The sequence below is a fragment of the Pseudonocardia sp. SID8383 genome, from assembly GCF_009864975.1.
Lineage (GTDB): Bacteria > Actinomycetota > Actinomycetes > Mycobacteriales > Pseudonocardiaceae > Pseudonocardia > Pseudonocardia alni.
Window position 1 is genome coordinate 1 of sequence record NZ_WWFY01000005.1, and the last position, 9,793, is coordinate 9,793.

A 9,793-nucleotide genomic window follows, 5' to 3' on the forward strand; every position below is an offset into this window, starting at 1 on the left:
GTCGGTGACCCCGTCCGACGCGGACCCGTCGGTGGAGGACCCCGACGAGGACGACCGTGGCCCGTCCTCCTCCGGGGCGGCGTCGCCGGAGGACCCGGCCGGTCCCGCGGTGGCGGCGGGCCCGCCCTCGCGGCCGGCCGCGTCCCCGGAGGCCCCACCGGACGTCCCCGCTCCGGTGCGGGTCGGCTCGTCGGGCGGGTTGTCCTGGGTCATGCGTCCACCGTCCGTCGTCTCCGTCCGTCGTGTCACCGCTGTGTCACGTCGTGTCACACCAGGCTATGGGCTTTCCGGCTCCGCCACGTACCGGCCCGGCAGGGCCATCGAGAGCAGCGCACCGCCCTCCGGGGCGCGCCCGGCCCGCACCTCTCCCCCGTGCCGTGCCGCCGCCTGCGCGACGATCGACAGCCCCAGCCCGGAGCCGGGCATGGTCCGCGAGGTGTCGGCCCGGTAGAAGCGGTCGAACACATGCGGCAGGTCTTCCGCGGCGATCCCCTCACCCGCGTCCGCCACCTCGATGACCAGCCACTCCGGCGAGATCGGCACCATCGACAGCCGCACCGTGCCGCCGGGCGGGCTCCACTTCACGGCGTTGTCGAGCAGGTTGAGCACGGCCCGTTCGAGGGCGCTGGCGTCGCCGTCGAGGATCCACGGGGTGCGGTGGACGTCGAACTCGACCTCCCCCGCGCGTCGCTTCACCCGGTCCAGGGCGCGGTCGACGATCTCGGTGAGCTCCAGTGCCTCGCTGGTCATGGTCGGGGCGTCGTCGCGGGCGAGCTCGACGAGGTCCCCGACGAGGTGGGACAGCTCCTCGACCTGGGCGCGGACGTCGTCGAGCAGCTCGGTGCGGTCCTGGGCGGGCAGGTCGGGGGTGTCCGGCCGGTCGGCGGAGGCGAGCAGCTCCAGGTTGGTGCGCAGCGAGGTCAGCGGGGTGCGCAGCTCGTGCCCGGCGTCGGCGACGAGCCGGCGCTGCTGTTCCCGCGACGCGGCCAGCGCGCCGAGCATCGTGTTGAACGACTGGGTGAGCCGGGCGAGCTCGTCGGACCCCGAGATGGGGATCGGGCGCAGGTCACCGGTCTTGGCCACGCGTTCGGTCGCCGCGGTCAGCCGCAGCACCGGCCGCAGCCCGGTCCGGGCGACGGCGACCCCGGCGAGCGCGGCCAGCACGACGCCACCCAGCCCGACGATCGGCAGCGCGGTGCCCATCCGGGTCACCACCCGGGTCATCGTGTCGAGCCGCTGGGCCAGCACCAGCGCGCGGCCGTCCCCTGCCCGGACCGCGACGATCCGGTACGGCACGCCGTCGAGCTCGGCGGTGCGGCCCGGCTGGGTCGGCCCGCCCTGGGCGACCTCGATCTCCGGCTCCCCCAGCGGCGGCCGCGACGACTCGTCCGCCGAGGTCGCCACGCCCGAGGAGTAGACGAGCGCGATGTGCAGGTCGGCCGCGCCGAGCACGTCGGGCGGGAGCGCGGCGAGCAGCCGCGGGTCGATCAGGTCGCTCTGCGCCGCGGCGTAGGCGCGCTGGCGCAGCGTCTCGTCCAGCGAGCTGGTGAGGTTCTGGCGCACGACGAGGAACGCGGCGGCGGACACGAGCAGCACCATCGCGGCGGCGACGAGTGCGGCGAGCACCCCGATCCGGGCGCGCAGCGTGAACCGCTCACGGTCCGGCTCGGCCGCGGGCCCGCGGCGCCACCAGCGCTCGGCCCGCTCCTCGTCGGGCGGGAGCAGCTGGGTCACGGCGGGGTGTCCCGCAGGACGTAGCCGACACCGCGCACGGTGTGGATCAGCCGGGGCTCGCCCTCGGCCTCGGTCTTGCGGCGCAGGTAGCCGACGTAGACCTCCAGGGCGTTGCCGCTGGTCGGGAAGTCGTAGCCCCACACCTGCTCGAGGATCTGGGCGCGGGTCAGGACCCGGCGCGGGTGCGCGAGCAGCAGCTCCAGCAGGGAGAATTCGGTGCGGGTGAGGCTGATCGGCCGTCCGCCCCGGGACACCTCGCGGGTGTCGGGGTCCAGCGACAGGTCGCCGAAGGTGAGCGCGGGGCTGGTGCCCGCGTCGTCGTCGGCGTCGGGGGTGCGGCGGCGCAGCAGCGCGCGCAGCCGGGCGAGCAGCTCCTCCAGCGCGAACGGCTTGGGCAGGTAGTCGTCGGCGCCGGCGTCGAGCCCGGCGACCCGGTCCGACACCGCGTCGCGGGCGGTGAGCACGAGGATCGGGAGCGCGTCACCGGCGCTGCGCAGCCGCCGGCACACCTCCAGCCCGTCGACGCGCGGCATCATCACGTCCAGGACGAGCGCGTCGGGCCGGTCGGTGAGCATCTTGTCCAGCGCGACCTGGCCGTCCTCGGCGAGGTCGACCTGGTAGCCGTTGAAGGCCAGCGAACGACGCAGCGAGTCACGGACCGCCTTGTCGTCGTCGACCACCAGAATGCGCATGGGCGCCAGTCTCGCCGACGGCTCTGAGAGGAACCTGAGCAGGCCCTGATCAGCGGATGGTGATCAGGGCCCGGTGATCAGGACGCCTTGTAGGCGGCGGCCATGTCGTCGCCGCCGTGCCCGCGCTCCGACGCCCGCCGCAGCCGCTCCCGCACCGCGGACGCGACGTCGAGCCGGGTGCCCGAGGCCTCCGCCGCGGCGACGATCAGGCCCGCGTCCTTGGCCGCGTTGTCGACGGTGAAGCTGGGCGTGAAGTCGTCGTCGAGGATCGCCTTCGCCTTGTTCTGCAGGTAGGGCAGGTCCAGCGGACCGCCGGCGACGGCGTCGAGGAAGGCCTGCGGGTCCACGCCGAGTCCCTGGGCCAGCGCGACCGACTCCCCCGTCGCCGCGGTGATCGCCAGCACCCAGCTGTTGGCGACGAGCTTGAGCCGGCTCGCCTGGGCGGTCGTGTTGTCCTCGGCGACCCAGACGGTCTGCCTCCCGACGGCGTCGAGCACCGGGTCGACGACCGGACGCGCCGCGGGGTCGCCGGCGACGAACACGACGAGCTGCCCGGACTCGGCGGGCGCGCGGGTGCCGAGCACCGGCGCGTCGAGCAGGGTCAGGCCGTGGCGCCCGGCGATCGCGCGGAGCCCGTCGAACGGCTCGACGCCGACGGTGGTCGTCTGCAGCCACACCTGGCCCGGCGCGAGACCGCCGGCGGCCTGCTCCAGGACGGCGGTGACGTCGTCGGCGTCCCCCAGCATCGTCACGACCACGTCGGCGCCGCGCACGGCGTCGGCCGGATCGGTGTGCAGGGCCGCGCCCGCGTCCGCGAGCGGCTGCGCCTTCGCCGCGGTCCGGTTCCAGACCCGCAGGTCCAGCCCGGCCGCGAGGATGTTGTGCCCCATCCCGGCGCCCATGATCCCGGTTCCCAGCAGTGCCACGGTCGTCATGGACCCACCGTAGGTCGATCTCCGTGGGAGCGCCGACGCTCGCCGGGTCGTCGGGTCCGGAGCGGCCCGTCGCGGGTCGGGCCCCGTCGCGCCTGCGCGGCACTGCCGGCACCCCGACCGGGTACCCGGGTGGGATGAGCGACGAACTCGAGTTCTTCTTCGACCCGATCTGCCCGTTCTGCTGGGTCACGTCCCGCTGGGTGGTGGAGGTGGGCCGCCTTCGCGAGCTGGCGGTGCACTGGCGCCCGTTGCCGCTGGCGATGCTGAACGAGGGCATCTCCTACGAGGAGCGGCGGAAGGTCTCGGAGTCCTACCCGGACTCCCACCTCCGCGGCCTGGAGATGCTGCGGGTGATCGCCGCGGCCGAGGCGGTGGCGGGTCCCGAGGTCGTCGGGGACCTCTACACCCGGTTCGGCGAGCTGGTGTGGGACTCCCCCGCACCCGACGGCGAGGGCTTCGACCCGGTCATGCGGGTCATGGCGCAGCAGCGGGACCTGCGTCCGGTGCTGGAGGACCTCGGTCTGGACCCTGCCCTGGCCGACGCCGCGACGGGCACCGACCTCGACGAGGGCCTCGCCGCGAACGTGGCGGAGGCCCGGCGGCGGTGCGGCGACGACGTCGGCACCCCGATCCTGTCGTTCTCCCCGCCGGACGGGCCGGCCCTGTTCGGGCCGGTGATCGACTCCGTGCCGTTCGGCGAGGACGCGCTGCGGCTGTGGGAGGCGACGTACACCCTCGCCACCTGGCCCGGGTTCGCCGAGCTCAAGCGGAGCCTGCGGTCGTTCCCCGACACCCCGCTGACCGCGCGGATCGCGCACGGGGAGACGACGGTGCGGTGACGATCTCTGCTTCACTGGAGACGTGACCGACGCGGGCGATCTCGGCTTCTCCAACCGGACCGGGCGCCCGCCGGGCCGGGTGATCACCGCGGTGTCCCGGTTCGTGCCCGCGATCCGCCGGGTGCAGCAGCAGATCGAGCCCTACGCCGCGTACTGGGAGCAGCGCAACCGCACCGAGCTCGCCCGGACCGGGCCGGTGTGCGTCGCGCTGGGCGACTCGATGGCCCAGGGCGTCGGCGCGTCGGCCCCGGAGCGCGGCTGGTTCGGGCAGCTGATCCCGCTGCTGCCGGGCTGGCGCACGGTCAACCTGTCCCAGTACGGCGCCCGCGTCGACGACGTCCTCGACGCGCAGCTCCCGGCGGCGCTGCGGCTGCACCCGGGCCTGCTGCTGTGCCTGATCGGGTCGAACGACCTGATGCAGCCCAAGCACCAGGAGGGCGTCGGGAGCCGGTACGCGGCCCTGCTCGACCGGCTCCCGCGCGGCACGGTCGTCGGCAACCAGCCGGGCACCTTCGCCGCGGCGGTGCAGGTCAACGGCCTGATCGACGACGCCGTGCGGCGCCGCGGGCTGGTACTGGCCGAGCTGCGGGACCCACGGACGCGGCACTGGCGCGGCAAGCTCGCCTCCGACCGGTTCCACCCCAACGACCGCGGCTACGCCGCCATCACCGAGGTGTTCGGGGAGGCGCTGCGTCGCGCCGGGTACTGAACCCCGTCACACCGCCGCGGCGGCCGCGCGCGCCCGGGACGCCGCCGTCCGGTCCCCACGCCCGGCCGGCACCGCGACGACCAGCCCGACCACGGCCAGCCCGGCCGCGACGACGTTCGGCGAGGCGTAGCCGTAGCCGGCCGCGATCACCGTGCCGCCCAGGGCGGCCCCGATCGCGTTGGCGACGTTGAACGCGGCCTGGTTGGCCGCCGAGGCCAGGTTCGGCGCGTCACCGGCGCCGCTGATGATCCGCAGCTGCACCGCCGGGACCAGCGCGAACGTCGTCACGGCGAAGGCGAACAGGGCGACGACCGCGGTCGCCTGGTTCTGCAGGGCCGGCACGAACAGCAGCGCGACGACGGCGTCGGCGACGAGTGCGCCGTAGATCGTCGGCATGGTCGCGATGTCGGCCAGGCGGGCGCCGACCAGGTTCCCGACGGTCATGCCGACGCCGAACAACGCGAGCAGCAGCGTGACCTCGGTCGGGGTGAACCCGGCGACCTCGACCAGCATCGGGGTGATGTAGCTGTAGGTGCTGAACAGCGCGGCTCCGCCGACCGTCGCGATCAGCAGCGCCGTCCACACCGGACGGTGGGTGAGGGCGCGCAGCTCGGCGCGCAGGCGCACCGGGGTGGCGTCGCGGACGTCGGGGACGCAGGCGGCGACGGCCACCGCGGCGACCGCGGCGATCACCCCGACGACGCCGAACACCGGCCTCCACCCGAGCTGCTGGCCGAGCAGGGTCCCGACCGGGACGCCCGCGACGTTGGCCAGGGTCAGCCCGGCGAACATCGTCGCCATCGCGCGGGCCCGGCGGTCGGCGCTCACGAGCCCGCCCGCGACGACGGCGCCGATCCCGAAGAAGGCGCCGTGCGGGAGCCCGGCGAGGAACCGGGCGGCGAGCACCGGCAGGTAGCCGGGCACGACGGCGGACAGCACGTTGAACGCGGCGTAGCCGGCCATGAGTCCGATGAGGACGTGCTTGCGCGGGAACCGGTTCGCCGCCGCGACCAGCAGCGGGGCCCCCACGACGACGCCGACCGCGTACGCCGAGATCAGCCGGCCTGCGCCGGGGATGTCGACGGCGAGCCCGCCGGCGACGTCGGGCAGCAGGCCCATGATCACGAACTCGCCGGTGCCGATGGCGAAGGCGCCGACGGCGAGTGCGGCGAGCGCGAAGGCGGGACGGGTGGTGACGGCACGCATCGGGTGCCTCCTCCGGGACGTGGCGGGACAGGGAGGCGGCGTCGTCGTCGCGAATAAACACGCTAGACGAGTAAATAGGCGGCGCGCCAGCCCCCCGCGCTGTCCGCCACGTCACCCCGCCTTCTGGTTGGCTGTGCCGGTGAGCACCCCGAAGCTGCCGCGCAAGGTCTACGACGCCGAGCTGCTCCGCCTGCAGGGCGAGCTGCTGCAGATGCAGGAGTGGGTCCGGGCGTCGGGGGCACGGGTGGTCGTGGTCTTCGAGGGACGCGACGCCGCGGGCAAGGGCGGGGCGATCCAGCGGGTCACCCAGTACCTCAACCCGCGGTTCACCCGGATCGTCGCACTGCCCGCGCCGACCGAGCGCCAGAAGGGGCAGTGGTACTTCCAGCGCTACGTCGAGCAGCTGCCCGCGGCCGGCGAGATCGTGCTGATGGACCGGTCCTGGTACAACCGCGCCGGCGTCGAGCGGGTGATGGGGTTCTGCACCGAGACCGAGTACCGCCGCTTCCTGCGCCAGGCGCCGGTGTTCGAGAACATGCTCGTCGAGGACGGTATCCACCTGCGCAAGTACTGGTTCTCGGTCAGCGCCGAGGAGCAGGCGCGGCGGTTCGCCGAGCGGCTGGAGAACCCGCTCAAGCAGTGGAAGCTCTCGCCGATGGACCTCGAGTCGATGACCCGCTGGGACGACTACTCCCGCGCCCGCGACGACATGCTGATCCACACCGACACCGAGCACGCGCCGTGGTGGATCGTCGAGGCCGAACAGAAGCGCAACGCGCGGATCAACATGATCCACCACCTGCTCGGGTCGATCCCCTGGGAGCCGGTGGCGCGACAGGTGCTGACGCTGCCGGACCGGAAGCCGTCGACGGGCTACGAGCGCCCGCCGCGCGAGGTGCAGCGCGACGTGCCCGACCACGCGTCGACGCTGATCTAGGTCACATCCACCCGGGCGGTACGGCCGGTACCGGATAGCGTCCCGGCGAGCGACGATGCGGCACGGACGCCGCGCGAGAGGCGGTGCACCCGTGGGTGTCGTGCTGTTCACCGGGTTCCCGGGGTTCCTCGGGTCGGCCCTGCTGCCGCGGACGCTGCGCCGAGCACCCGACGCGCGCGCGGTCGCACTAGTGCAGGCGAAGTTCCTCGACCAGGCCCGCACGACGCTGGCCAGGATCGAGCGCGAGGCGCCGGAGATCGCCGGGCGCACCGACCTCGTCGTCGGGGACATCACCGTCGACGGACTGGGACTGGAACGGGCCGAGCGCGAGCGCCTGCTCGGCGGACCGCTGGAGATCTTCCACCTGGCCGCGGTCTACGACCTCTCGGTGCCGGCGGACGTCGCCTGGCGGGTGAACGTCGAGGGCACGCGGCACGTCGTGCGGTTCGCCGAGGCCGCGTCGCAGCTGGCCCGGCTGCAGTACGTGTCGACCTGCTACGTCTCGGGCCGCTACGACGGCATCTTCTCCGAGACCGACCTGGAGCTCGGCCAGCCCTTCGCCAACCACTACGACCACACCAAGCACGAGGCCGAGCGCGTCGTGGCGAAGGCCCGCGACGCCGGCCTGCCGGTGTCGGTCTACCGGCCCTCGGTCGTCGTCGGGGACTCGGTGACCGGTGCGACGCAGAAGTTCGACGGCCCCTACTACCTGCTCCAGCTGCTGGCCCGGCAGGGCCGGACGGCGTTCGCGCCGCTCCCCCGCGCCGCGTCGCGGACCCGGTTCAACCTGGTGCCCTCGGACTACGTCGTCGACGGGATCGCCGCGCTGGCCGGGCACGGCCCGGCGGTGAACCGGACGTTCGCGCTGGCCCAGCCGGCCCCGCCGACGGTGACCGAGATGTGCGAGGTCTTCGCCGACCGGCTCGGCAAGCAGCTGCGCGTGGTGCCGATGCCGGTCGGGCTCGCCGCGTTCTCCATCGACCACGTACCCGGCGTCGGACGGCTGTTCCAGGTCCCGTCGAGCACGCTGGAGTACCTGACCCACCCGTCGCACTACGACACCGACGCGACGACGGCGATGCTCGGCGGGCTCGGCGTCCACTGCCCGCCGTTCACCGGGCACGTCGATGCGATGGTCCGCTTCTTCAGCGCGAATCCGCAGGTCGGAACGGCTGCGATGGTCTGACGCCGAGAGGTCTACCGTCTCCGGCGTGGCCATCGAGCGGAACGACGTGCTCCTCGCGGCCGCGACCGTGCTCGTGCAGAACCCGGCCGCGTCGATGTCGGAGATCGCGACCGGCGCCGGCATCAGCCGGGCGACCCTGCACCGGCTCGTCGACGGCCGGGAGGCCCTGCTCTCCGAGCTCAGCGAGATGGGCGTGGAGCGCGGGATCGCCGCGATCCGGGAGGCCCGGACCGACGAGGGCGACCCGATCGAGGCGGTGCGCCGGGTCATCGTCGGCCTGCTGCCCTCGGTGGACCTGTGGGTGCTCGCCGAGCGCATCCAGTCCAGCGACGAGGTCCTGGCCCGCTACGCCGAGATGGACACCCTGCTCGTCGAGCTGTTCCGGCGCGGCCAGCGGAGCGGGGCCTTCTGCGTGACCCAGTCCGCGACGTGGATGACCGAGGCGCTCTACGCCCTGCTGACCCGGGCGGTCCTCGCCGCGCACGACGGCAGGCTCGCCCGGCAGGAGATCGCCGGGGTCACCGAGCGGACGCTGCTGGCCGGGGTCGTGGAGACCGCCGGCCGCAGCCCGGACACCCCCTGACCGTCGAGTCCGTTTCCTCCTCGTTCGTCCACTACGCTCGGGGCGTGCTCACCCGTGCCTCCGGCATCGCCCGCTCGCTCGCGACCTACCACGGGATCCCGGGCCGGCAGCGCCGGATGCGCCGCTTCTACTCCGCGTTCCTGCGTCCCGGCGACCTCGCCTTCGACGTCGGCGCGCACGCCGGCAACCGGGTGCGTGCCTGGCGGGCCCTGGGGGCGCGGGTGGTCGCCGTCGAGCCGCAGCCGGACTTCACCCGGCTGCTGCGCCTGTTCTTCGGCCGCGACGACGCCGTGACCGTCCTGCCCCTCGCGCTCGGCGCCGCGGCGGGCACCGCCCGCCTCGGGGTCTCCCGCGCCACCCCCACCGTCTCGACGCTGTCGCAGCGCTGGCGCGACACCGTCGCCGACGACGCCGGGTTCAGCCGGGTGACCTGGGACTCCTCGATCGAGGTGCCGGTCAGCACGCTCGACGCGCTCATCGCCGAGCACGGCGTCCCGGCCTTCTGCAAGATCGACGTCGAGGGCTTCGAGGCCGACGTCCTCGACGGGCTGTCGCGCCCGCTGCCCGCGCTGTCGGTGGAGTACCTGCCCGCCGCACACGACGCGACCCTGGAGTCGCTCGCCCGCATCGAGGCCCTGGGCCGCTACGTCTACCGCTACTCCCCCGTCGAGACGATGACCTGGGACACCTCGGCCGGCGACCGCTGGGTGGACGCCGCCGAGCTCCGCGCCCTGCTCGACCGGCGCCGCCCGCTGGGCCGCTCGGGCGACGTCTACGCCCGCCACGTGCCCGCCTGACCGCACCGCCGGGTCGATCACCGGACAAGTCGGGCATGCTGGACACCTGATGCTCCGGAAGACCAGCGGTACCGCCCCCGTCGCCCTCCAGGTCGCGGCGGGCGCGGCGCTGCTCGCGGCCGTCCTCGCCGTGCTCGTGCCGACGGCCGGGGCCGGTGCCCTGCGGGTCACCGGC

Annotated in this window: 10 protein-coding genes and 1 pseudogene; 6 read left to right on the forward strand and 5 right to left on the reverse strand. The window is 74.2% G+C overall.

Features of this window, described 5'->3' with window-relative positions; genetic code table 11:
* The 4 genes and pseudogenes from GTW08_RS00360 to GTW08_RS00375 all read right to left on the reverse strand — a co-directional run.
* Positions 1–213: pseudogene (locus GTW08_RS00360) on the reverse strand (hypothetical protein); the annotation flags it as partial.
* Between the two features lie 63 nt (positions 214–276).
* The gene (locus GTW08_RS00365) at positions 277–1,734 is read right to left on the reverse strand and encodes a sensor histidine kinase (protein WP_139282968.1); all 1,458 of its coding nucleotides are present in this window, start codon (positions 1,732–1,734) and stop codon (positions 277–279) included.
* Positions 1,731–2,426 (reverse strand): response regulator transcription factor, encoded by a 696-nt coding sequence (locus GTW08_RS00370; protein WP_073577591.1) that lies wholly within the window; start codon positions 2,424–2,426, stop codon positions 1,731–1,733. The genes GTW08_RS00365 and GTW08_RS00370 overlap by 4 nt, the downstream gene beginning before the upstream one ends.
* 77 nt (positions 2,427–2,503) lie before the next feature.
* On the reverse strand, positions 2,504–3,361 hold the full coding sequence (locus GTW08_RS00375; protein ID WP_073577590.1) for an NAD(P)-dependent oxidoreductase: 858 nt from the start codon (positions 3,359–3,361) through the stop codon (positions 2,504–2,506).
* A 134-nt stretch (positions 3,362–3,495) separates the two neighbouring features.
* On the opposite strand from GTW08_RS00375, the gene GTW08_RS00380 reads away from it, so the two are divergent.
* Entirely contained in the window at positions 3,496–4,200 is a 705-nt protein-coding gene (locus tag GTW08_RS00380; protein ID WP_100879574.1) for a hypothetical protein, read from the forward strand.
* A gap of 22 nt (positions 4,201–4,222) precedes the next feature.
* A complete protein-coding gene (locus GTW08_RS00385; protein ID WP_161151224.1) occupies positions 4,223–4,909 on the forward strand; it encodes a GDSL-type esterase/lipase family protein in 687 nt (228 codons plus the stop codon).
* A 6-nt stretch (positions 4,910–4,915) separates the two neighbouring features.
* Here GTW08_RS00385 and GTW08_RS00390 read toward each other — a convergent pair whose 3' ends face one another.
* Positions 4,916–6,115, reverse strand: a complete 1,200-nt coding sequence (locus GTW08_RS00390; RefSeq protein ID WP_161151225.1) for an MFS transporter — start codon at positions 6,113–6,115, stop codon at positions 4,916–4,918.
* A 139-nt stretch (positions 6,116–6,254) separates the two neighbouring features.
* Here GTW08_RS00390 and ppk2 point away from each other — a divergent pair, with 139 nt between their 5' ends.
* The 4 genes from ppk2 to GTW08_RS00410 all read left to right on the forward strand — a co-directional run bounded on the left by ppk2 (position 6,255) and on the right by GTW08_RS00410 (position 9,618).
* Positions 6,255–7,052 carry a polyphosphate kinase 2 gene (gene ppk2, locus GTW08_RS00395; protein ID WP_161151226.1) on the forward strand — a complete coding sequence of 266 codons (798 nt, stop codon included), beginning with the start codon at positions 6,255–6,257 and terminating at the stop codon, positions 7,050–7,052.
* Between the two features lie 91 nt (positions 7,053–7,143).
* Entirely contained in the window at positions 7,144–8,238 is a 1,095-nt protein-coding gene (locus GTW08_RS00400) for an SDR family oxidoreductase (RefSeq protein ID WP_253068907.1), read from the forward strand.
* A 25-nt stretch (positions 8,239–8,263) separates the two neighbouring features.
* A complete protein-coding gene (locus GTW08_RS00405; RefSeq protein ID WP_161151228.1) occupies positions 8,264–8,821 on the forward strand; it encodes a TetR/AcrR family transcriptional regulator in 558 nt (185 codons plus the stop codon).
* 44 nt (positions 8,822–8,865) lie between these two features.
* On the forward strand, positions 8,866–9,618 hold the full coding sequence (locus tag GTW08_RS00410; protein WP_161151229.1) for an FkbM family methyltransferase: 753 nt from the start codon (positions 8,866–8,868) through the stop codon (positions 9,616–9,618).
* Positions 9,619–9,793: the final 175 nt, after the last annotated feature.

Bases quoted from the DNA above. Each gene is read 5' to 3' on its own strand.
- GTW08_RS00370 (WP_073577591.1), bottom strand. From the start codon at position 2,426: ATGCGCATTCTGGTGGTCGACGACGACAAGGCGGTCCGTGACTCGCTG.
- GTW08_RS00375 (WP_073577590.1), bottom strand. From the start codon at position 3,361: ATGACGACCGTGGCACTGCTGGGAACCGGGATCATGGGCGCCGGGATG.
- GTW08_RS00380 (WP_100879574.1), top strand. From the start codon at position 3,496: ATGAGCGACGAACTCGAGTTCTTCTTCGACCCGATCTGCCCGTTCTGC.
- GTW08_RS00390 (WP_161151225.1), bottom strand. From the start codon at position 6,115: ATGCGTGCCGTCACCACCCGTCCCGCCTTCGCGCTCGCCGCACTCGCC.